This is a genomic window from Microbacterium sp. LS_15, from assembly GCF_041954735.1.
Taxonomy (GTDB): domain Bacteria; phylum Actinomycetota; class Actinomycetes; order Actinomycetales; family Microbacteriaceae; genus Microbacterium.
The window spans coordinates 1-22,210 of the sequence record NZ_JAVAYD010000016.1; the positions used below are offsets into that span (position 1 = coordinate 1).

At 69.9% G+C, this 22,210-nt stretch carries 19 protein-coding genes; 7 read left to right on the forward strand and 12 right to left on the reverse strand.

Features of this window, described 5'->3' with window-relative positions; translation table 11 throughout:
* The first annotated feature begins 195 nt into the window (after nt 1–195).
* The 4 genes from RAC69_RS15150 to RAC69_RS15165 are packed head-to-tail and all read left to right on the forward strand — an operon-like array spanning nt 196 to nt 4,305.
* On the forward strand, nt 196–1,953 hold the full coding sequence (locus tag RAC69_RS15150; protein ID WP_375087552.1) for an ABC transporter ATP-binding protein: 1,758 nt from the start codon (nt 196–198) through the stop codon (nt 1,951–1,953).
* A complete protein-coding gene (locus RAC69_RS15155; protein ID WP_375087553.1) occupies nt 1,950–2,765 on the forward strand; it encodes an energy-coupling factor transporter transmembrane component T in 816 nt (271 codons plus the stop codon). The genes RAC69_RS15150 and RAC69_RS15155 overlap by 4 nt, the downstream gene beginning before the upstream one ends.
* An 11-nt stretch (nt 2,766–2,776) precedes the next feature.
* The gene (locus RAC69_RS15160; protein WP_375087554.1) at nt 2,777–3,652 is read left to right on the forward strand and encodes a siderophore-interacting protein; all 876 of its coding nucleotides are present in this window, start codon (nt 2,777–2,779) and stop codon (nt 3,650–3,652) included.
* Nucleotides 3,649–4,305: an ECF transporter S component gene (locus RAC69_RS15165; protein WP_375087555.1), complete on the forward strand. Its 657-nt coding sequence runs from the start codon at nt 3,649–3,651 to the stop codon at nt 4,303–4,305. Before RAC69_RS15160 ends, RAC69_RS15165 begins: the two co-directional genes overlap by 4 nt.
* Nucleotides 4,306–4,412: 107 nt before the next feature.
* Here RAC69_RS15165 and RAC69_RS15170 read toward each other — a convergent pair whose 3' ends face one another.
* Together RAC69_RS15170 and RAC69_RS15175 are read right to left on the reverse strand one after the other, a co-directional pair.
* Nucleotides 4,413–5,576, reverse strand: coding sequence for an acyl-CoA dehydrogenase family protein (locus tag RAC69_RS15170; protein ID WP_375087556.1), 1,164 nt, complete (start codon nt 5,574–5,576; stop codon nt 4,413–4,415).
* A gap of 151 nt (nt 5,577–5,727) precedes the next feature.
* Nucleotides 5,728–6,663, reverse strand: coding sequence for a M15 family metallopeptidase (locus RAC69_RS15175; RefSeq protein ID WP_375087557.1), 936 nt, complete (start codon nt 6,661–6,663; stop codon nt 5,728–5,730).
* An 82-nt stretch (nt 6,664–6,745) separates the two neighbouring features.
* Between RAC69_RS15175 and RAC69_RS15180 the strand changes: the two genes are divergently transcribed.
* Both RAC69_RS15180 and RAC69_RS15185 read left to right on the forward strand, forming a co-directional pair.
* A complete protein-coding gene (locus RAC69_RS15180) occupies nt 6,746–7,864 on the forward strand; it encodes an Rv2578c family radical SAM protein (protein WP_375087558.1) in 1,119 nt (372 codons plus the stop codon).
* 61 nt (nt 7,865–7,925) lie between these two features.
* A complete protein-coding gene (locus RAC69_RS15185) occupies nt 7,926–8,465 on the forward strand; it encodes a YaeQ family protein (protein ID WP_375087591.1) in 540 nt (179 codons plus the stop codon).
* A 126-nt stretch (nt 8,466–8,591) separates the two neighbouring features.
* Here the strand turns inward: RAC69_RS15185 and RAC69_RS15190 are convergent, their stop codons facing one another.
* Entirely contained in the window at nt 8,592–10,811 is a 2,220-nt protein-coding gene (locus RAC69_RS15190) for a DEAD/DEAH box helicase (RefSeq protein ID WP_375087559.1), read from the reverse strand.
* A 273-nt stretch (nt 10,812–11,084) separates the two neighbouring features.
* Here RAC69_RS15190 and RAC69_RS15195 point away from each other — a divergent pair, with 273 nt between their 5' ends.
* Nucleotides 11,085–11,981, forward strand: coding sequence for an aldose 1-epimerase family protein (locus RAC69_RS15195; protein WP_375087560.1), 897 nt, complete (start codon nt 11,085–11,087; stop codon nt 11,979–11,981).
* Between the two features lie 16 nt (nt 11,982–11,997).
* Here RAC69_RS15195 and RAC69_RS15200 read toward each other — a convergent pair whose 3' ends face one another.
* The 9 genes from RAC69_RS15200 to RAC69_RS15240 form a co-directional block, all read right to left on the reverse strand.
* Nucleotides 11,998–15,174, reverse strand: a complete 3,177-nt coding sequence (locus tag RAC69_RS15200; protein ID WP_375087561.1) for an efflux RND transporter permease subunit — start codon at nt 15,172–15,174, stop codon at nt 11,998–12,000.
* Nucleotides 15,175–15,193: 19 nt separating this feature from the next.
* Complete coding sequence (locus tag RAC69_RS15205) at nt 15,194–15,790, reverse strand: TetR/AcrR family transcriptional regulator (RefSeq protein ID WP_375087562.1); 597 nt, start codon at nt 15,788–15,790, stop codon at nt 15,194–15,196.
* A gap of 94 nt (nt 15,791–15,884) precedes the next feature.
* Complete coding sequence (locus tag RAC69_RS15210; RefSeq protein ID WP_375087563.1) at nt 15,885–17,066, reverse strand: Gfo/Idh/MocA family protein; 1,182 nt, start codon at nt 17,064–17,066, stop codon at nt 15,885–15,887.
* A gap of 44 nt (nt 17,067–17,110) precedes the next feature.
* Nucleotides 17,111–18,172 (reverse strand): LacI family DNA-binding transcriptional regulator, encoded by a 1,062-nt coding sequence (locus RAC69_RS15215; RefSeq protein ID WP_375087564.1) that lies wholly within the window; start codon nt 18,170–18,172, stop codon nt 17,111–17,113.
* Nucleotides 18,173–18,175: 3 nt separating this feature from the next.
* Nucleotides 18,176–19,069 carry a carbohydrate ABC transporter permease gene (locus RAC69_RS15220; protein ID WP_251584266.1) on the reverse strand — a complete coding sequence of 298 codons (894 nt, stop codon included), beginning with the start codon at nt 19,067–19,069 and terminating at the stop codon, nt 18,176–18,178.
* Nucleotides 19,062–20,021, reverse strand: a complete 960-nt coding sequence (locus RAC69_RS15225) for a carbohydrate ABC transporter permease (RefSeq protein ID WP_375087565.1) — start codon at nt 20,019–20,021, stop codon at nt 19,062–19,064. The genes RAC69_RS15220 and RAC69_RS15225 overlap by 8 nt, the downstream gene beginning before the upstream one ends.
* Before the next feature lie 4 nt (nt 20,022–20,025).
* Complete coding sequence (locus RAC69_RS15230; protein ID WP_375087566.1) at nt 20,026–21,297, reverse strand: ABC transporter substrate-binding protein; 1,272 nt, start codon at nt 21,295–21,297, stop codon at nt 20,026–20,028.
* Nucleotides 21,298–21,395: 98 nt separating this feature from the next.
* Nucleotides 21,396–21,755 carry a fluoride efflux transporter FluC gene (locus RAC69_RS15235; RefSeq protein WP_375087567.1) on the reverse strand — a complete coding sequence of 120 codons (360 nt, stop codon included), beginning with the start codon at nt 21,753–21,755 and terminating at the stop codon, nt 21,396–21,398.
* A complete protein-coding gene (locus RAC69_RS15240) occupies nt 21,752–22,141 on the reverse strand; it encodes a fluoride efflux transporter FluC (RefSeq protein ID WP_375087568.1) in 390 nt (129 codons plus the stop codon). The genes RAC69_RS15235 and RAC69_RS15240 overlap by 4 nt, the downstream gene beginning before the upstream one ends.
* Nucleotides 22,142–22,210: the final 69 nt, after the last annotated feature.

The window sequence follows — 22,210 nt, forward strand, 5'->3', positions numbered from 1 at the left end:
TAACCGTGAGGGGTCGTCGGCAGCGGCGGATGTGTATAAGAGGCAGCACCCGCACCGTGCGCCACGATGGGTTTCGACGCGCGTGGTGGGTCTCGGCGGCTGGGGGCGCGGAGGAGGCTGCGAGCGCGGCATCGCGAGGTAGGTAAGGCTCGGCTAAGTTAGAGGTGTACCGATCCGCCGATCCGGGGTGATGCCGTGCGCTCATCAGCGCCTCTGCTCCGCGTGCGTGACCTCTCGATCACCCACGCCGATGCCGCGCACCCCTCCCCCACGGCGGTCGACTTCGACATCCACCCTGGTGAGGTCGTCCTGCTGCTCGGCCCCTCGGGCTCCGGCAAATCGACGCTCACCCTCGCCCTGAACGGGCTCATCCCGCACGCGGTCCCCGCCACGATGACGGGCACCGTGACCGCCGACGGACTCGACACCACCGACGTTCCGACCGCGACGCTCAGCACCCGGGTGGCGATGGTGTTCCAGGATCCCGATGCGCAGATCGTGACCGGCACGGTGTACGACGAAGTCGCCTTCGGACCGGAGAATCTGCTGCTGCCGCTCGACGAGGTCCGCGCGCGGACCGAGGACGCCCTGCGCCGCGTCGGCCTGTGGGAGCGCCGAGACGAGAACCCCGACCGCCTGTCGGGTGGCGGGCGCCAGCGCCTCGCGATCGGCTGCGCACTCGCGATGGGATCGCCGCTGATCGTGCTCGACGAACCCACCGCCAACCTCGATCCGCAGGGGGTCGACGACGTGTACGCGGCGCTCGCCGACGTCGTCGCCGCAGGAGACCGCGCGATCCTCCTGGTCGAGCACAACCTCGACGCCGCGATGGGCTTCGTCACGCGCACGATCGTGCTCGACCGCTCCGGGCACATCGTATTCGACGGAGAGCCCGCCGGCGTGATCCGCGCACACGTCGACGAGCTCATCGCCATGGGAGTGTGGCTGCCGGCCGCGACGATCGCTGCGCTCAGGATGCGGGATGCCGGAACCACGCTCGACCCGCTGCCGCTGACGCCGGACGAACTCGGCGCAGCGCTGGCCGCAGCGCAACCGCTGCCCGGGTCGTCGAGCGAGGAGGGCAGCGACACCGACCCCGGAACACCTCACCGCGTTTCGTCTCGCTCCGCTCGCTCAACGACCGAGGAAGAACGCTCCGCTCGCTCGACGACCGAGGAGCAGAACGCGAGTCACCAGCCGATCGTCCGCGCCCGCGGGTTGACGGTGCGACGCGGACGCACCGAGATCCTGCACGGTGTCGATCTCGACATCGCGCCCGGCTCGTTCACGGCGATCGTCGGCGCGAACGGCGCGGGCAAGACGACGCTGCTGCAGTCGCTCGCCGGTGTCGTGCCTCCCCCGAAGCACCGCGTGACGGTCTGCGGCATCGACCCCGGCGCGGCCTCACCACGCGACCTCGCGAGCCGCATCGGGTTCGTCTTCCAGAATCCCGAGCACCAGTTCATCGCGCACACGGTCTTCGACGAGCTCGCCCACGGACTCCGCCTGCGCCGGACACCGGATGCCGAGATCGCTGAGCGCGTCGAGTCGATGCTGTCCCGTTTCGGGCTCGAGTCGAAGGCGCAGGTGCATCCGTTCCTGCTGTCGGGCGGCGAGAAGCGGCGGCTGTCGGTGGGCACCGCGCTCATCACTCGGCCGCAGGTGCTCGCACTCGACGAGCCCACCTTCGGCCAGGACCGCGCCAGGGCCACCGAACTCCTCACCCTGCTGCACGACCTGCGCGACGAGGGCACGACGATCCTCGTCGTGACGCACGACCTGCAGCTCGTCGCCGAGCACACCTCGCACACGATCGTCCTGCGCGACGGGCGCGTGCACGCGGCCGGCACCACCGCCGACCTGTTCCGCAACGAGCGGACGTTCACGGACGCTGGGCTGCGGCTCCCTCCCCTGCAGCGCGTGCTCGCGGCATCCGGGTGGGCGATCGCATGAGCCTGATCGTCGACCCGTATGCAGCCCTGACGCAGACCTCACGTCGCCAGTTCCTGTACGCGCTCAATCCGCTCGCGAAGATCGCGGGCGTCGTCCCGGCGATGGTGCTGCTGATCTTCGTGCGGGATCTCGCGACTCCTGCCACGTTCCTTGTGCTGGCGATGGCGGTGATCGCGGTCGGCGCACGGCTCACGGCCCGCACGGCTGCGCTGCTCTTCGGAGCGCTGCCGCTCGGCATCCTCGCGATCGGCGTCGGCTTCTCGCTGTGGGTGGATGCCTCTCTCGTCGCCGACACCCCCGCCGTGGTGCAGATCGGGGCATGGACCCTCCACCAGGGAGCCCTCGCGATCGGCTTCGCGACCGGACTGCGACTGGGCGCGATCATCGCCCTCGCGCTGATCGGCGGGCTCACGACGACCGGCCCCGACCTCGTACGCGCGACCGTGCAGCAGCTGCGGGTCCCCTATCGCGTCGGATACACGGCGCTCGCGGCGTTCCGCTTCGTGCCCCGCTTCGGATACGAGCTGTCGGTCATCCGCGCCGCCCATCGGGTGCGCGGGCACCACGGCGGCAGCGGCCCGTTCGCCCGGATCGCCCGCGGCTGGGGATACATCGTGCCACTGCTGGCCGGCGCCATCCGCCACGCCGAACGAGTCGCCCTCGCGATGGACTCCCGCGCCTTCGGCGCCCATCCGACCCGCACCGAACGACACCTGGTGCCGTTCCGCGCACGCGACACCGTGTTCGTCGTCCTGTGCCTCGTCATCTCGGCCGCGGTGTTCGCGGCGTTCTTCCCCTGGCAGCTGCCCTGAAAGGCGTACCCATGGCATACAGCAAGCTCGTGAAGCCCGAGTCGTCCGAGCTCCTGCACCTCACGGTGCTCCGCACCGAGCGCCTCGCCCCGCACTGGATCAGGGTGACGCTCGGCGGCGGCGAGATCGCGAAGTTCCGCCCGATGGGCTTCGACCAGTGGTTCCGCCTCTTCCTCCCGATCGGAGGGGATGCCGGTCTCGACCGCGTGCCCGCCAAGGCGAACAAGATGTTCGGGTACCTGAAGTTCCTGCGCATCCCTGACGGCGAGCGACCCGTGATGCGCAACTACACCGTGCGGGCGTACCGGCCCGCGACCGCCGACTGCAGTGCCGAGATCGACGTGGACTTCGTGCTGCACGGATCGGCCGCAGACGGCACGGCCGGACCCGCATCACGATGGGCGGAGACCTGCGAGCCGGGCGAGAACGTGCTCATCATCGACGAGGGGCTCGCCTTCAATCCGCAGCGCGGCGTGGACCGGGTGGTGCTGATCGGCGACGAGACGGCGCTGCCGGCCATCTCCTCGATCTGCGCCTCGCTGCCGGATCACGCCACGGGGACGGCGCTCATCGAAGTCCCCTCCGATGACGACGCTCTGGACTTCCCGCATCCGGCGGGCATCGACGTCGTGTGGCTCACCCGCCCGCACGAGTTCCCGCCTGGGTCGCGCGCGCTCGCTCAGCTGCACGACCTGGCACTGCCCGAGTCGCCCTTCCACGCATATGCGGCCGGGGAGCAGTCGCTGGCATCCGGCGTCCGCAAGCACCTCGTCGGCGAGCGCGGCGTCGACAAGAACGCTGTGAGCTTCTGCGGTTACTGGAAGCTCGGCGCCGCGTCGCCGGCATCCAAGGCGGCTCGGGATGCCGCGGCGGAGCCGCTCGCGTGAGCGGGACGGATGCCGGCGCAGCCGACGCCGCACACAAGGCCGACACCGGCGCGACCGCGATCGGCTCCACCACCACCGACTCGACCGCGGTCGTCGGTGCCGCTCCGCGCCGACGCTTCCACTTCCCCACCGCTATCCTGCTGACCTGCGCCGCACTCGGCGTCGCCGGCGGCATCCTGCTCGCCCCCGCGAACTGGGTCTCCACACTGCTGTTCGGCGGGCTTCCGTTCGTCAGCGTCGCGATCGCCGGACTGTGGCTCCTGCCGTCGGTCATCGCCCTGCGGCTGCTGCAGCGCCCTCTCGTGGGCCTGCTCGTCGGGCTGCTCGCCGGCCTCGTGATCGTGCCGTTCTCGGGATACGGGTTCGGCAGCGTCGCCACGAACCTGTGGTGGGCGGCCTTCACCGAGCTGCCGTTCCTCTTCGTGCTGTGGCGCTACTGGGGAACCTGGCTGCACTACCTCGGGGCGATCATCGTCTCGGTCGTGTACCCGATCATGGCGTGGGCGTCGTTCGACCTCGGCAGCTTCGGGCTCGGCATCCAGATCGCGTTCTTCGCAGTGATCCTGGCGAGCTGCGTGGGCGCGACGGCCCTTGGTATCCTCATCGCCGACCGTCTGAAGAAGGCCGGAGTCGGCCGTCGCCTCCCGCGCTGAGTCGCGCCCGTCGCATCCGCCAAGGCTGTTCCGCCGCACCGGGCCGACGGGTGTGCAGCAGGTGCACGCGAAAGGCCCCGGGCGCACCCGGGGCCTTTCTGCGTGAGTCAGCGCTTGCCCGCGATCTGGCGCCCGACGATCTCGCGCATGATCTCGTTCGTGCCGCCGTAGATGCGGTGCACGCGAGCGTCGAGGAACGCGCGGGCGATGGGGTACTCGGTGATGTAGCCGTAGCCGCCGTGGAGCTGCACTCCGGCGTCGAGCACCTCCCACTCGCGCTCTGTCGCCCAGAACTTGACCTTCGCGGCCTCCTCCGCCGAGAGCTTGCCCTTCGAGTAGGCGAGGAGCGCGCGGTCGATGTACGCCCAGAGCGCGTCGACGGTCGTCGCCATGTCGGCGATCTGGAACCGGCTGTTCTGGAAGTCGATGATCCGTTCGCCGAACGCCTCGCGGTCCTTGGTGTAGGCGACGGTCCAGTCGAGGGCTGCCTGCGCGGCCGCCGCACCCGCGACGCCGATCGACAGCCGCTCGAGCGGCAGGTTCATCATCAGCTGGATGAAGCCCTTGCCCTCTTCGCCGCCGATGAGGTTCTCGTCGGGCACGAACACGTCGCTGAACGAGAGCTCCGCCGTGTCATGACCCTGGAAGCCCATCTTGTGCAGCTTCTTGCCGTGGTCGAAGCCCTCCATGCCGTTCTCGATCAGCACGAGGCTGAAGGCGTCGGGACGGTTCCCCTCGCCGGTCTTCACGAACGTCACGACGAGGTCGGCGGTCGCGCCCGAGGAGATGAACGTCTTCGCGCCGTTGACGATGTAGCCGCCGTCGGTCTTCTTCGCGGTGGTCTTGATGCCGCGCAGGTCGGAACCCGCACCCGGCTCGGTCATCGCGAGAGCGCCGATGACTTCTCCGGTGGCCATGCGCGGCAGCCACTTCTGCTTCTGGTCCTGCGTACCCATGTGCACGAGGTACGGAACGGCCAGGTCGTCCTGGATGCCGAAGGCTCCCGCGAGCGAACCGGCCCCGGCGGCGATGACCTCTTCGTTGACGATCGCGCGGAAGCGGTAGTCCTGCAGCATGCCCGCGCCGCCGAACTCCTCCGGCACGGAGAGCCCGATGATGCCGGCCTCGCCCGCGGCGAGCATGGTCGCGCGGTCGACCTCTCCGTCGGCGTCCCACTTCTCGATCGCCTCGTGCGTCACGTGGCGCTTGACGAAGTCCTTGACGAGGTCGCGGAATGCCTCGTGATCCTCTTCGTAGATGTCGCGTTCCATGCCGTCCTCCCGAACGTCTCGTGCGTCGTTGCTCCGGCGATCATATGCCGCTGCCGTGACGACAGCACAGTGCGTTGTGAGAATGCATCCCACATTCGGTGACACTGGGTACCGCGATTGTCGGATGCCGCCAGACGGCGCCCGGCGGCCGTCAGTGCGCGTAATCGGGGGCCGCGGGGAGCCCGAAGAACTGCTCGAGCGTGTGGTAACCGCCGTGATGGTACGCGGCGGCGAGCTCGGTGCCGAGGTACCGCAGATGCCACGGTTCCGGCTTGTATCCGGTGATCCCGCTGCCGACCTGCTCGTACCGCACGATGAACCCGTACTCCCAGGCGTTCTCGGCGACCCATGCCCCCTGCGGCGTCGCGCCGAAAGCGTCGATCTCCCCGCACTCGGGGCTGCATGCCACGACGTCGAGCGCGAGACCCGTCTGATGCTCGCTGTGCCCGGCGCGCGCCGACGCGGCATCCGCTCCGGCCTGGCCACTGCTGCGCACGTGAGACGCGTGCGTCGACACCTGCAGGTCGTACGAGCGGTAGCCGTTGTTCGCGCCGATCTGACCCGCGCCCTCAGCGGCGGCTGCGGCGGCGAGCTCGCCGATCGCGGCGGAAACGTCGGTGCGCGCCTGACCCGAGCGCGTGGTCATCTCGAGCGGCATGTCGGTGAGCGACCCGGGCGCGAACGTGATCGGGTTCAGCGGTCGCGCCTTGTTCACGACGACCCAGACGTGCGCGGGGTCGTCGAGAGCGATGCAGGGCGCGTTGCCGGCGACCACGGCCGCGCGGAAGCTCTCGCCACCGCCGAATCCGGCGATGATCGCCGCATCGTCGGCGACGGAGATCGCCTCCAGCACCGACGGCTCCGAGCACGGGTCGGCGGCCGTCGTCGCTCCCACCTGTACGGCGGGGACCTCGGCCACGACGACCGGCTCCGGCATCGGCGCGCTCGACGGCGCGGACGTCGCGACGGGAGCGCTCGCGATCGACAGCAGGATGCCGACGGCGGTCACCGCGAGTCCGAGGGGCAATGCGGGTCCGCTGATCGGGGAGCGCGGGGCCGCATGCCGAGGCTGCGGCGTGCTGGTCATCCGTCCATTGTCTCTTAACTCGAATCGAACACAGTTCCCCCTGTTGTTGACATCTTCCTCGTTCATATGTTCGAATGTTCCGATGAGGTGGCAGGGTCAGAAAGTCGGTGATGTCGACACCGCAGCGCTGCCCGGACTCGAGGATCGGTCGAGCATGCTGCGCTCCGTCACGACCCCCGAGTTCGCGGGGATGACATTCCATGAGGTGCTGTCGAAGTCGGCGCTCAACCACGTGCCCGGCGCTTCGCGCATGCCGTTCGCGTGGACCATCAACCCCTATCGCGGATGCAGCCATGCATGCACATACTGTTTCGCCCGTGGGACGCACGAGTATCTCGACCTCGACGGCGGATCGGATTTCGACTCGCAGATCGTCGTGAAGACCAACATCGTCGAGGTGCTGCAGCGGGAGCTGCGCAAGGGCAGCTGGCAGCACGAGACGGTCGCTCTCGGCACGAACACCGATCCGTACCAGCGCGCCGAGGGCCGGTACAAGCTCATGCCGGGCATCATCGACGCCCTCGCCGCCTCGGGCACGCCGATCTCGATCCTCACCAAGGGCACGCTGATCCGACGCGACATCCCGTTGCTGGTGAAGGCGGCGCAGCGCGTTCCGGTCGACGTGCAGATGTCGATCGCGATGTACGACGACGATCTGCAGAAGGCGATCGAGCCGGGCGCCCCCACCACTCAGGCGAGGCTCGACACGGTGAAGGCGCTCACGGATGCCGGGTTCCCCGTCACCGTCTTCCTGATGCCGATCATGCCTCACATGACCGACTCGGTCGGAGCGATCGACACCGCACTGAGACGGATCAAGGATGCGGGAGCGCGGCGCGTCATCTACGGCGCACTGCACCTGCGGCCCGGCGTGAAGCCCTGGTTCATGCAGTGGTTGGGCGAAGCGCGACCAGACCTCGTGTCGTCGTACCTCGGTCTGTATCCCGGGGCGTCCATCGAGGCGCCGAAGGGCTACCGCCAGTGGCTCGCGAAGCGCGCGCGCCCGCTGATCCGCATGCACGGCCTCGACGGGCGCGACGAGAACGACTACCCCCGCCGCGGCACCCGCCCCGGGCAGGGGCACGTCGACTCCATCTGGAGTCAGAACGAGTCGCAGGGCGGTGCCAGGGCGACGACGCCCGTCAGATTCCGCACGACAGGATCGAGCGGGGAGGCCCCTGCACAGCCGATGCTGTTCTGACGCCCACTGTCGGCGTCCGCTCGTCCGACCCGCCGCACCGCAGCCCGTAGGCTCGATGACTATGGCGATCGGCTCGACAATCCACACGTTCGACGTGCAACTGGCAGACACGGATCGCGGCGTCTACGAGGACTACTCCCTCCGCGCGGCGCGGCATCCCTCCGAGACCGACGCCTACCTGCTCACCCGGCTGCTCGCCCTCGGCCTCGAGTACGCGGAGGGCGTCGCGTTCGGCGGCAGCGTGTCGGACACCGAGGAACCCGCCGTCGTCGTGCGCGACCTCACCGGGCGCATCACCGCCTGGATCGAGGTCGGAGCCCCCGACGCCGAACGGCTGCACCACGCGACCCGCCTCGCCGACCGCGTCGTCGTCTACACGCATCGCGATCCGGTCAAGGTGATGGCCCCGTGGGCCGACAAGCGCATCCACCGCGCCGACGACGTCCGCGTGTACAGCTTCGACCCCGGGTTCATCGAGTCGGCCGCACCGCTGCTCGAACGCCGCAACGCGGTGACCATGACCGTCACCGAGCAGACCCTCTACCTGACGCTGAACGGCACGAGCCTGACGACAGCCGTGAACGAGCACTCGATCGGCTGACCTCACCCCGTTTCGTCTCGTCGCTCCGCTCCTCGCTCAACGACCTACGGGAGAGACGAAACGCGCCACGCACGCAGAGGGCCCCGCCCGCGCGAGCGCGAGACGGGGCCTTCACGGGCGAGGCGATCAGCTGGTCAGGTCGGCAGCCGACGGCATCCGTCCGGCGATCTCCTCGATCAGGTCGTCGTCGACGCGCGCGTTCTCAAACGGCGCCTCGATCTCGGCGCGGTTCAGGAGCTCGCTCATGCGGCGCTGACGTTGGCGGGTGATGAGCGTGACGACGCGGCCCGAGCGACCGGCGCGGCCGGTGCGGCCCGACCGGTGCAGATACGTCTTGTACTCGTCCGGCGCGTCGGCCTGCACGACCAGGTCGATGTCGTCCACGTGGATGCCGCGGGCGGCGACGTCCGTCGCGACGAGTACATTCACGCGACCCGAGGTGAGGCGCTCGAGATTGCGCGTGCGCTTGCCCTGGTTCAGGTCGCCGTGCAGTGAGACCGCCGGGATGCCGGCGTCGTCGAACTGCTCGGCGAGCATCTCGGCGTAGGCGCGCGTGCGGGCGAACACGAGGGTCTTGCCCTCGCGGTCCACGAGCGACGTGAGGATGTCGGCCTTGTCGCGGTGCTCGATGACGAGCACGCGGTGCTCGATCGTGCTGGACTCCTGGTCCTCGCCGGCGACCTCGTACACGGCGGGGTCGACGAGGAACTCATCGACGAGCGCGGCGACCTCGCGGTCGAGCGTCGCCGAGAACAGGAGCTTCTGGCTGCCGTCGGCCGTGTGACGCAGGATGCGCTGCACGGGCTCGACGAAGCCGAGTTCGCACATGTGGTCGGCCTCGTCGAGCACCGCGATGCGGCAGTCGGAGAGGTCGAGCTTGCCCTGGTTGATGAGGTCCTCGACGCGTCCAGGCGTGCCGATGACGATGTCGACGCCCTTCTTCAGGGCACCCACCTGGCGGCCCTGCGGCACACCGCCGTAGATCTGCGTCGTGAAGAGCCCCACGCTGCGGGCGATGGGCTGGATCGTGCGGTCGATCTGCAGGGCGAGCTCACGCGTCGGGGCGAGGATGATCGCGCGGGGCGACCGTCCGAACTCACGGCGCTTGCCGGCCTGCGACTGCAGCACCTTCTCGACGAGCGGAGCGCCGAAGGCGATGGTCTTGCCCGAGCCGGTGCGGCCGCGGGCGAGCACGTCGCGTCCTTCGAGCACGGCCGGGATGCTGGCCGCCTGGATCGGGAACGGGCTGGCCGCCCCCATCTTGGCAAGCGTCTCGACGATGTTCGATCCGAGTCCGAGATCGGCGAACGTCACATCGGTCACCTCGACCGCCTGCACGGCCTTGGCCTCGAGGCGCTCGTGCACGACATCCTCGGTCGGCTCGAAAGCGGCCTTGGGGGTGGCGTTCCAGTCGCTGCGGCTCGGACGCGCGTCGCGGCCGGTGCGGTCGTCGCGACGAGGACGCTCGGTGCGGTACGCGCCGCCGGTCGACGGACGCGAACGCTCGTCGCGGCCTCCCTCGATCGCACGCTGAGTGCGGTCGCGGTCGAAGGCGCGACGGGCACGGTCGGCGTCGTAGGACCGTGCGGGACGGTCGGATGCTGCGCGGTCGTCGCGCTGCGGACGCGCATCACGGTCGAAACGCGGGCGCTCGGCGCCGCGGTCGCTGTACCGGGGGCGGTCGCCGCCGCGGCCGGCGCGGTCGCCGAACCCGCGGTCGTCGCGCTGCGGACGCGCATCGCGGTCGAAGCGCGGCGTGCGACGATCATCGCGATCGCTGTACCGGGGGCGGTCGTCACGCTGCGGACGCGCGTCGCGGTCGTAACGCTGCCCGCCGTGGTCGTCGCGGTCGTAGCGGGGACGGTCGGAACCGCGGTCGTCCCGACGCGGACGGTCGTCGAAGCGACGCCCACCGGCGCGGTCGTCGAACCGGGGGCGCTCGTCGAAACGGCGCTCGTCGGAACGGGGGCGCTCGCGGTCGTCACGACGATGCGGCGCCTCGCGGCGTCCGGACTCGGCGCGGTTGCGGATGCTGCGGGCCTCGTCGCGGCCTGCGCGCTCCTGCGAGGACCAGCGCTGCTTGGGAGCACCGCCCTCGTCGGCCGCACGGTAACCGCGGTGGCCGGGGCTGCGGCTACCGGGACGGCGGTCGAAGCCGGCCGCCGCAGGTCGCCGCTCCCCGACATCCGCACGTCCGCCGCGGGGATCGCGGCCTCCGTCGCGGGTATCGCGGGCTCCGTCGCGGCCGCCGGCGTGACGGTCGTGGAACGAGGTCTTCTTGGCGCCGTAGCGCGGCTCGAAGTTGGCAGCGGGGCGTCCGCCGCGGGGCTTCTTGTTCTTGGGCATGGGTGTGTCCTTCTGGGTTCTCGCACGAGAACAGCGCCGCGCACACGCGCGAGCACCCGGCATCCGATCGAGTGATCGTGCTGCGGGTCCGGACTGTCAGCGGCCGGGGCCATTCATGTGATGGTTGATTTACGTCGATCGACGCTCACCATCGGCCCCTGGGCTCACACTTCTTGCACAAAAACGTCCGCGTCCATACGCGGGTGCCCGAAGCCGACCACACCAGTGTACCGGTCGCACCTGGGAGGACGCCCTCCGCCCTACGATGGCGGCATGAGCACCGCATCCCCCACCGGCACCCAGGTCCATCTCCAGCTCGGCGAGGTGTCAGCGCAGATCGCGCAGGTGGGCGCCTCGCTCCGCTCGTTGCGCATCGGCTCGGTCGATCTGATCGCGCCGTATCCCGAGGACGCTCCGACGCCGTCGTGCTCGGGCGTCGTGCTCGTGCCGTGGCCGAACCGCGTGCGCGACGGTCGGTGGGACGACGAGGGCACAGACCGGCAGCTGGCGATCACAGAGCCGAAGTTCGGCAACGCCAGCCACGGCCTGCTGAGGTTCACGGCCTACGAGGTCACGGAGGGCGCATCGTCGGCGACCCTGCGCACGGCGGTGGTGCCGCAGACCGGCTACCCGTACCTGCTCGAGACGAGCGTGACCTACACGCTGCGCGCCGACGGCATCGACGTCGAGCACGTCATCACGAACCAGTCGACGACGTCGGCGCCCGTGGCCGTCGGTTCGCACCCGTTCCTCACGATCGGCGACGTCGCCGAGGAGGACCTCGTGCTGCGCGTCTCGGCGGGCACGGCGATCGAGACCGACGAGCGGATGCTGCCCGTCGGCACGAGACCGATCGACGCGGCCGTGCGGGAGGGCGTGCGCCTCGGCGACGTCTCGCTCGACACGGGATTCATCGACCTCGAGCGGGATGCCGACGGCCTCGCGCGCCACTCGCTCACCGCACCGGACGGCCGCCGTCTGACGCTCTGGCAGGGCGAGGGTTACGAGGTCGTGCAGGTCTTCACGACCGACAAGTACCCCGGGCGCCCGCTCGCCGTCGCGATGGAGCCGATGACGGCGCCGGCCGACGCGTTCAACAGCGGAACCGGACTGCGGCGCCTCGCCCCCGGCGAGACCTGGACCCTGCGCTGGGGCATCACGCTCGACTGACCCGCAGCCCCCTGCCCTACTCGCCGCGCTCGCGCAGCTCGCGGCGCGTGAGCTGCGGGGCGTGCGGGAGCGCGGATGCGGATGCGGACGCGGATGCCGTGGCGTCCACCAACGCGGGCGAGTCACCGGCATCCTTCCCGCCTCCACCCTTGCGGGCCCGGCGCCGCTCCTTCGCCCCCTCGACGAGGTTGTACAGCGTCGGGAGCACGATCAGGGTGAGCACGGTGGAGGACAGGAGCCCGCCGATCACGACGATCGCGAGCGGCTGCGAGATGAAGCCACCGTGGCCGGTGATGCCGAGCGCCATCGGGGTGAGCGCGAGGATCGTCGCGAGAGCGGTCATGAGGATCGGCCGAAGACGCTTCTCACCACCCGCCATCACCGCCTCGGCGGTCGACAGTCCCTTCTCCCGGTACTGGTTCACGAGGTCGATGAGCACGATCGCATTCGTCACCACGATGCCGATGAGCATCAGCACTCCGATCAGCGAGGCGACGCCGAGCGGCACGCCGGTCACGATCTGCAGCAGGATCGCCCCGGTCGCCGCGAACGGCACCGAGATCAGCAGCAGCAGCGGCTGACGGAGTGACTTGAACGTCGCGACCATCACGACGTACACGATGAGGATGGCCGCGAGCATCGCGAGTCCGAGCTGCGAGAACGAGTCGGCCTGCTGCGAGGCGACGCCGCCGACCTCGGCAGAGGCACCGTCCGGCAGGTCGACCGCGGCGAGCGCCTCGGTCACCGACTGGGTCGCGGTGGCGAGGTTGTCGGAGGCCGGGGGCACGGTGATCGTGGCGGTGCGACGGCCCTGCTCGGTGGTGATCGAGGTGGGGCCGTTGCGCTCCTCGACGGCCGCGAGGTCCTGCAGCTGCACGACGCCCGTCGGGGTGGGGATCGTGAGCTCGCGCAGCGCCTGGGCGGTCGTGGGCGGGGTGGCGTTCGCGAGGTAGACGGTCAGCGAGGAGTCGTCGATCTCGACGGATCCGAGCTGCTGCGGACGCATGGTGTTCGACACGATCGCGCCGACGGCGACCTCGGAGAGCCCGCGCGCCGCGGCGGCGTCGCGATCGACGACCACCGCGAGATAGGGCAGGGCGGCGGCGAGGTTGTCGGTGACCTGGCCGATGCCGTCGCGGCCGTCGAGCTCGTCGACCACGGCAGAGGTGGCTGTGGCGAGGTCGTCGCTGCTCGAGGCGGTGACGGTGATCTCGATGTCGCTCGATCCGAGGCCGGCGGATGCCGCGACCGACACCTCTCCGACGTCGGTCAGCTTCTCGATCGCGTCCTGCACCTCGGCGCGGAGGGCCTCCTGGTCGGCGTCGCTGTCGGTGAGCACCGAGTAGGTGACTCCGGCGCCGCCCGAGAACGCGTCGCGCAGCGCGGAGCCGCTGGAGCCGATCGACGCCTGCACGTGCTCGACGCCGTCGATGTCGAGCAGGGCGTCTTCGACGGCGATCGCCGCATCGGACTTCGTCTCGAGGCTGGCGGTCGGACCGAGGTCCTGCGTGACCGTCATGGTGTTCTGGCCGGAGTCGCTGAGGAAGTTGATCTTCATGAGCGGTGCGGCGGCGATCGTCCCGCCGAGCACGATCACGGCGAGGAGCACGGTGATCCACGAGTGCTTGAGCGTCCAGCCGAGGATCGGACGGTACCCGCGCTGCAGGCGGGTCGGCGGAGCATCCGGGTGCTCGGGGTCGATCTGCGCGCCGTCCTCGTCGAGCAGCGGCTTGCCGGGGCGCAGGAACCAGTAGGCGAGAACCGGCACGATGGTCAGCGACACGAGCAGCGAGGCGACCATCGCGATCGACACGGTCATGGCGAACGGCCGGAACAGCTCGCCCACGGCGTCGCCGACGAAGACGAGCGGCAGGAACACGGCGACGGTGGTGATGGTCGACGAGGTCACCGCCATCGCGACCTCGCGCACGGCGAGCCGGATCGCGTCGCCCTTGTCGGCGTCCCCGACGTAGTGTCTCTTGATGTTCTCGATGACGACGATCGAGTCGTCGACGACGCGTCCGATCGCGATGGTGAGGGCGCCGAGGGTGAGGACGTTGAGCGAGTAGCCGAACGCCTGCAGTCCGATGAAGGTGATGAGCACGCTCGTCGGGATCGAGATCGCGGTCACGAGCGTCGAGCGGATCGACAGCAGGAACACGAGGATCACGATCACGGCGAACGCCAGACCCAGGAGTCCCTCGGTGGCGAGCGTCTCGATGGACTGCTCGATGAAGGGCGCCTGGTCGAAGATGATCGTGAACTCGGCATTCGGTAGCGCCTCGCCGATCTCGTCGAGCGCGGCGATGATGCCCTTCGACACCTCGACGGTGTTCGCGGCGGGGAGCTTGGTGATCGAGATCGACAGGGCGTCCTCGCCGTCGACGCGCGAGATCGACGAGACGGGATCGGCCTCCTGCACGACCGTCGCGACGTCGCCGATCGTGACGTCGGTGCCCACGATGGGGAGTGCGGCGATCTCCTCGACCGAGGTGATCTTCGCGCCGGTCTGCACGGTGAGCGTCTGACCGTTCTCGGTGATGTCGCCGCCCGGGAACAGGGTGCCGTTCTGCTCGAGCGCGTCGCTGATCGCCTGGGTGCTCTCGCCCTGCGCGGCGAGCGCGGCGACGTCGGGCGTGATGGTGATGCGCTGTCCCACGCCGCCGATGATCTGCGCCGCGTTGACGCCGTCGACGTCTTCGAGGTCGGGGATCGCGACGTTCTCGAGCTGGGTCTGCGCCTCCTGCGCGTTCTCGAAGCCGGTCACCGCGACCTGGATGACGGGGAAGTCGTCGACCGACACCGCGAGCACCTGCGGACTGATGCCTTCGGGCAGCTGCGCCGAGATGCGGTTGATCGCCTGCTGCATCTTCTGCTCGGCCGTCGCGAGGTCGGTGCCGTAGGCGAACGTCGCCTGCACGACCGACGCATTGGTGGTGCTCGTCGCGGTGGTGCTCTCGAGACCGGGCACGCCCTGGATCGCCGCCTCGATGGGCGTCGACACGTCGTTCTCGACGACCTCCGGCGAGGCGCCGGGGTAGGTCGCGGTGACGACGAGGTTCGGCAGCTCGAGCGACGGGATGAGCTCCTGCTTGAGGTTCGTGAGAGCGAGTCCGCCGAACACCGCGGCGACGATCGTGATGAGGGCGATCAGCGCACGGTTCTTCAGGCTCAGGACGGCGAGTTTCGACACGGGATTCTCTCTCTGTCGGTCAGGCGGATGCTGCGGCGGCGGTGGATGCGGGTGCGGACGCCGGTGCGGGACAGAGGATCCCGGCGAGGGCGTCTCGGATCAGCTCTTCGTCGAGCGGCTCGTCGTGGATCTGTGCGTGCCAGAGTACGCCGTCGATGAAGACGGCTGCCGCCCTGGCGCGGTCACGGCCGTGAACGGGCGCCATGAAGCCGACGATCTCGTCGGACCACTGGCGCGCGAACGCTCGCACGCGGGGGTCGTGCACGGCGGCGGTGACGACCGCGCGATCGGCATGAACGGCGCGAGCGTCGTCGAGGGCCTGACGCACGAGACGGGCGATGCCGGCCGGCGTCACGCCCTCCGCGACGACGGCCTGTCTGGTCTCCTCGATGCGTCCCTGGATCTCGGCGGCGAGCGCATCGACGGCTGCTTCGCGCAGATCGTCGAGGGTCGCGAAGTACTGCGTGGTGGCGCCGAGCGGCACGCCCGCCCGCGTCGCCACCTTGCGGTGGGTGAGGGCGTCGACGCCGATCTCGACGATGAGCTCCGCGGCGGCGGTCACGATCTCGCGGCGACGCGCCTCGGGGTCGCGACGGCGCCGGGTGACCTCGCTCATCGAACCTCCTGTACGGGCGTACATGTACGTTTGTACATCTTGCCCGTCGAAGCTGAGCGTTCGCCCGGCGCCCCTGCCGCGCCTCTCCGCCTCGCTAGGCGGCGGAGACCTCCACCTGACCGCGTTCGAAGTAGGCGACGAGGTCGGCATCCAGCGCGGGCACCTCGATCGCCGAGCCGTCTCCGCGCAACGACTCCGTCGCGAGGATGCCGGCCGCGACCGCCTCACGGGCGGCGACCGGCGACGTCTCGGTGAGGCCGCCGTCGCGCACGAACCGCAGGAACTCGGCGACGAGCAGGCCGTCGGCGCCGTCGTGTCCGGCATCGACGACCTCCGGCACGATGAACGTCTCGTCGGCGGCGGCGGCACCGCGATGCCTGCGGTTCCACAGCCGCACCTCGCTGCCGGCGGTGTCGCCGACGTTCTCGATGCGCCCCTCCGTGCCGATCACCGTGTAGTTGCGCCAGTAGTCGGGCGTGAAATGGCACTGCTGGTACGACGCGAGGATGCCGCCGGCGAGCCGCAGGTTCACCATCGAGATGTCCTCGACATCGACCACGGGGTTGAGTCCGGTGAGGGAGGCGGGCGGCCAGTTGTCGACGCTGAACCAGTCCGGCATCCGCTCCCCCGGCCGCTCCCGACGGTCGGTGATCGCTCCGTACACGCTGAGCTCGCCCATCGCCGCGACCTGCTCGGTGTAGGCGCCGGCGAGCCAGTGGATGATGTCGATGTCGTGCGCACCCTTCTGCAGCAGCAGCCCGGTGGTGCGGCGGCGGTCGGCGTGCCAGTCCTTGAAGTAGTAGTCGCCGCCGTGCCCGACGAAGTGCCGCACCCAGACGGCCTTGACGTCGCCGATGCGCCCGTCCTGGATCAGGCCGCGCATGAGCGTGATCACGGGCATGTGCCGCATGTTGTGGCCGATGTAGAGGCGGCTGCCGGTGCGGCGCGCGGTGCGCAGCATGGCGTCGGCGTCGGCGAGGTCGATCGCGAGGGGCTTCTCGCAGAACACCGCGACACCGGCCTCGAGGGCGCGGATGCTGAGCGCGGCGTGGGTGTCGTCCGGCGTCAGCACCATCACGGCATCCACCCCCGAGGTGAGCAGCTCGTCGAGCGAGTCGGTGACGAGGGCGTCGGGCAGCAGGCGGCGCGCGTCGTCGCGCGCCCGCTCCGAGGGGTCGCACACCGCGGTGATGCGCGACCCGCGGCCGGGGCGGTGCACCTCTTCGCGGAGAGTGGCGCGCGCGCCGAAGCCGATGATTCCGATGGTGAGATCCACGGTGGTCCTTCTGGGGTTGGAGTGCGGTGTGCGAGACGTCGACGTCAGCGCATGCGGGATGCCGGGGCGTCGAGATCCGTCGACGCCCCGGGGAAGAGCGACCAGGGGAACTCGTGCAGCCGGGCAGGAGAGTCGTCGGGGGCGAGGGCTCGGTCGACGATGATCCGCGCCTGATCCTCGAAGAAGTCGGTCGGGCCCACCGTGGTGAGGGTAGGGGCGACGCGCTGCGCGTCGGGGGTGTTGCCCACGCCGATCACCGCCACGTCGTGCGGCACCCGCAGACCGAGCATGTGCGCGGCGTTGATGGCCGCGATCGCAGCGAAGTCGGTCGTGGCGTAGATCGCCGACGGACGCCGCTCGCGCGACAGCAGCCGCACGGCGGCCTCGAACGCGCTCGACTGGGTGTCCCCGTACGTGACGGTCCAGCCGGGATCGGCGTCGATCCCCGCGGCCTCCAGGCGCTCGAGGTACGGCGTGTACCGCGTGACCTGGGTGGCGGCGAGGCGCACGGCGCCCTCGGCCGCAAGGCATCCGATCTCGGTGTGCCGTTCGAGCAGGTGGTCCATCGCGATCCCGCAGCCGGGGATCGCGTCCGACCGCACGACGTCGAACCCGGCCGGGTCGAGCGGGCTCTCGGTGAAGACGACGAGCCGCTGCCCACGCTGCACGAGGTCGCCGAGCTTGCCCGCGGCATCCGCTCCGAGTCCGATGCCGTCGAGGTAGGCGACGTCGCTCTCGACGCGGTCCAGGGCTGCGTGCCAGTCGCCGTCCGCGAGGATCAGCGTCGTCAGTCCGTGCTTGTTGGCCTCCGCGTTCACGGCGTCGGACACGGCGAGCGACCACGGGTCGCTGAGCATGTGCAGCGACAGCTGCACCATGCCGCTGCGTCCCGTGCGCACCGCCCGCGCCGCACTGTTCGGGCGGTAGTTGAGCTCGTCGGCCGCGGCCAGCACCTTGGCGGCGGTCGCCTCGGCGACACCGGCACCGGATGCGGCGCCCGCGCGTCCCGAGAACACGTACGAGACCGTCGCGGTCGAGACCCCGGCCCGCTCGGCGACCATCCGCAGCGTCGGACGCCGGGGAGGATGCTGTCTGCGCTCCGCCATCGCTCAGCCCTTCGATCCGCTGAACGCGATGCCCTGGATGAACTGCCGCTGCAGGATCATGAAGGTCACCAGCATCGGCAGGGTCGCGAGCAGCGCACCGGCCATGAGCACGGGGTAGTCGGTGCCGTGGATGCCGACGAGCTGCGACAGCCCGACCGACAGCGGCATCCTGGCAGGGTCGGTCGTCACGATCAGGGGCCAGAGCAGATCGTTCCAGGACCACAGCACGGTGAACACCACAAGTGCGATGATGCCAGGCTTCGCGAGCGGAACCATGATCCGCCAGAAGGTCTGCCACGGATTCGCGCCGTCGATGCGCGCCGCTTCCTCGAGTTCGGCGGGCATCGACAGGAAGAACTGCCGCATGAGGAACGTGCCGAAGGCGCTGAAGATGCCGGGGACGATCAGCGCCTGCAACGTGTTGAGCCAGCCGAGCGACTGGATGATCTCGTACTGCGGCAGCAGGTAGAGCTGCGAGGGCACCATGAGCACCGAGAGGAACACGACGAACAGGGCGTTGCGGCCGGGGAACGGGATACGGGCGAACGCGTATCCGGCCATGGTGCAGAGCACGACCTGCCCGACCGTGCGGCCGACCGTGAGCAGCACCGAGTTCGCGAACATCTGCGCGAAGGGCATCGAGTCGAACACCTCGGCGAAGTTCGTGAACACCCACTCGCGCGGCAGCAGGCTCGGCGGCACCTGCACCGAGTCGGACAGGGTCTTGAACGAGGTCAGCAACTGCCAGATGAACGGGAACACCATGAGCACGGCGCCCACGATCAGCACGAGGTGCACGATCCACAGTCCGCGGTTCTTCGGAGTCCCGGCCGCGCGGCGGCGACGGGATGCGTCGGCGCCCACGATCGCGCGGGTGTCGAGGGAGAGGTCACTCATAGTGCACCCACTTCTTCTGCAGACGGAACTGCACGACCGTCAGCACGAGGATGATGAGGAGCAGCAGGAACGCGACGGCTGCCGCATAGCCGCGGTCGTTGTCGAGGAAGCCCGCCTGGTAGAAGAGGTAGACGACCGTGCGGGTGTTCGGCATCGCCGGGTTGTTGCGGCCGAGCATCATGTAGACGAGGTCGAACACCTGCAGCGCGCCGATCACGCTGATCACGCTGACGAAGAAGATCGACGGCGACAGCAGTGGGATCGTGATCGAGAAGAACTTGCGCACGGGACCGGCGCCGTCGAGGTCGGCCGCCTCCATGATCGTGTCGGGGATGCCCTGGAGACCGGCGAGGAAGATCACGATGTTCGTGCCGAGTCCCGCCCAGATGCCGACGACCGCGATCGCCACGAGCGCGGTGCTCGGGTCGGTGAGCCAGCTGCGGCCGTCGACGCCGACGGCGCCGAGCGCCGCGTTGAGCACGCCGTAGTCGCCGTTGTAGATCATGCGCCAGACGAGGGCGATCGCCGCGGGCATCGTTACGACGGGGATGAAGTACAGCGTGCGGTACGCGCTGCGCCCCTTGAGGCCGGTGGTGTTCAGCAGCGCGGCGATGGCGACGGCGAGCGGGATGCCGATGAGCGCGATGACCGTGTAGATCGCGGTGTTGCGCAGCGCGCCGATCAGCTCTGGGTCCTGGAACAGACGCGCGTAGTTCTCGACGCCCACCCACTCCGACCCGCCGAACGGCCCGGATTTCGTGAACGAGATGATGAGCGTGCGCACGGTCGGCCACAGATAGAAGACGGCGATGCCGAGGGCGGTGGGACCGAGGAACACGAGCGCCCACCAGGGCGAGGCGCCCGGCGTGCGCCGGCGGCGACGGATGCCGGGGCTCTGCGCCTCCGGCATCCGCGCCGCCTGTGCGGCCTCGCGCGGGGCGACGACGGTCATGAGGTCACTCCTGCTCGGCGTCCAGCGCCGTCTGCATCTGCGCTGCGAGGTCCTTCAGGCCCGCCTCGGGCGTGACGGCACCCGACCAGACCTGCGACAGCACCTCGCTCTCGATGCTCGTCCACGCGGACGTGTTCTTCGAGACGGGGTAGGGCACGGCGGTGTCGAGCGCGTCGATGTAGACCTGCAGGTCGAACTGCGGCTGCGCGTCGACCCAGGCCTGCTGCGTGTCGTGGAACGCGGGAATCACGGTGCCGGTCTCGGCCTGGATCTTCGCGGCCTGCTCGCCGCTCGCGAATGCGGCGAACGCCTTCGCCTCGGCGAGGTGCGGGCTCTTGGCGTTCGCCACGTTGCCGACTCCGTGGATCACGCTCTGGTTACCCGTTGGTCCCTCCGGCAGCGGCGCGACGTCGACCTGGTCGGAGATGTCGGCGTTCTCGCCGTAGGCGATCGCGGCCCACGAGCCGTTCTGGAACATCGCGACCTTGCCCGAGAGGAAGAGGTCCTCGGGATTGGTGTCGGTCATCTGCTGCGCGGTCGGCGACGACCCCGCCTCGATGAGATCGGTCCACAGCTCGATGCCCTCGAGCGCCTCGGGGCTGCCGTAGCCCGACTCCGTGCCGTCGGCCGAGATGACCTCGCCGCCGGCCTGCGCGATCGAGTTGTAGTAGTTCTCCTGACCGTACTGGCTCGCCGCGACGCCGTACTGGCCGGTCGCGGGATCGGTCAGGGCTGCGGCGGCGGCGGCGAAGTCGTCCCACGTCCACCCCGCCGCGGGGTAGGCGACTCCTGCCGCGTCGAACAGCGCCTTGTTGTACCAGAGCGCGACGGTGTCGAAATCCTTCGGAGCGCCGTAGAGCGTGCCGTCGAACGTGTAGAGGTCGATGAGTCCCTCGGGGTAGTCCGCGGCATCCACCCCGGCGTCGTCGAGCGGTGCGAGCTGGCCGTTCGAGGCGTACAGCTGGAAGTTCGGACCGTTCATCCAGAACACGTCCGCCGCCGAGCCGCCGGTCGCCGCGGTCTGCAGCTTCGTGAAGTACTCCTTGTACGGCGTGACCTGGATGTCGATCGAGACGTTCGGGTTCTCCTCCTCGAAGGCTGCGGCGATCTCCTCCATCGCGGGCTTCTGGTTCTCGTCCCAGATCGCGTAGCTGAGGGTGACATCGCCTCCGGAGGACTCGCCGCCCCCGGTCGACGATGAGCAGGCGGTGAGCGAGACGACGGCCGCCGTGGCGGCGGCGAGGGCGCCCAGGGCGCGGCGGGAGGTGCGGGGCATCGGTGTCTCCTTCGACGGGTGCAGGTCTGTGTTAAACGTTTAGCAGTTAAACGATTAGCAAGAGAGTAGCCCGGCACTCGCGTGGCGCGCAAGAGGTGTCAGAGCTGTGAGCCGAGCAGCAGCCCGGCCGCTGCGGCCGCGAGGCCGAGCACCAGCATCCCGACAGCGTCGAAGAGGGATGCCGCGCGCTCGCCGTCCCGCCACAGCGCGACGGCGTCGAGCATGGCCGTGCTGAAGGTCGTGTACCCGCCGAGCAGACCGGCGCCGACGAGGAAGGCTGCGTCGGGCAGCGCGGTGGTCACGACGCCGAGGGCGAACGAACCGGTGAGGTTCACCACGAGGATGCCCCACGGGAACCGCCGACCCGCGATCGATCCCACGGCGAGGTCGAGGACGTACCGGAGCACCGCGCCCGCTCCCCCGGCGAGCGCCGCCCCCACGAACAGCAACGCGCTCACGACGCAGCCCCCGCCCCGGCTGCGGAGTCGTTCGGCCGGCCGAGGCGCAGCCCCAGCGCGGCGGCGGCGAGTCCGAGAACCAGGCTCCCGACCGCATACGCCGCGGCGAGGGCGGGCGCGGCGGCCCACAGCTCCACCGTGCCGGTCATGAAGGCGCTGTAGGTCGTGAATCCGCCCAGCACCCCGGTGCCGAGCAGCACGCGCAGGCCGGTGGTCTGCGGCATCCGGGCCGCGAGGAGCCCGATGAGGAACGCGCCGACGATGTTCACGGCGAAGGTTGCCAGGGGGATGCCGCCGGCATCCGGCACCCACAGGCCCACCGCGAGACGGGCCGCCGTGCCCGCGGTGCCCCCGAGGAAGACGAGGAGCACGCGGCGGGGAGTCACCCGGCAACTCTAGCCCCGGCCTCGGCCGCCTCAGGGTCGGACCGTCGCAGGACCACCGCGGAATGTCAA